A 556-nucleotide genomic window follows, 5' to 3' on the forward strand; every position below is an offset into this window, starting at 1 on the left:
TGGTCGCGCCGCACACGCAGGTCAATGTTCTCCTTGGGAATCCAGAAGTACGGAAGCACGGCAAACGGCTCATCTTCCTCGGTTGGCGGGAATACGAGAACAAATGCCGTAATATCCATCGTCGAAGAAAGGTCAAGTCCTCCATAGCAGACACGACCTTCCAAGGACTCGGCATCCACAGGTATGGCGCACGCATCCCACTTATCCATCGGCATCCACCGTACAGACTGCTTCACCCACTGATTCAAACGCAGTTGACGGAAGCTGTTCTCCTCGGCAGGATTCTGCCGTGCCGAATCGCAAGCCGCCTGTACCTTGTCGATGCCGACCGTGATACCGAGGGACGGATTCGACCGCTTCCATACCTCGGGGTCTGTCCAGTCCTCATCCTCCTTCGCTCCGTAGATCACCGGATAGAAGGTCGAATCAATCTTCCTCCCTTCCAGAATATCCTTTGCCTTTTGGTGCGTCTCATAGCAGATGGACTGCGTATCCGTCCCCGCTGTGGTGATGAGGAAGTAGAGCGGCTGCATTCGCGCATCGCCGGAGCCTTTCG

1 protein-coding gene is annotated in these 556 nt (G+C 55.9%); it reads right to left on the minus strand.

The features are described 5' to 3' along the window. Positions 1 to 556 (minus strand): terminase TerL endonuclease subunit (locus HMPREF9163_RS12275; RefSeq protein WP_009439673.1); only part of this gene is annotated, 556 nt, incomplete at both ends.

The organism is Selenomonas sp. oral taxon 138 str. F0429 (assembly GCF_000318175.2).
In the GTDB taxonomy this organism is placed as follows: domain Bacteria; phylum Bacillota; class Negativicutes; order Selenomonadales; family Selenomonadaceae; genus Centipeda; species Centipeda timonae.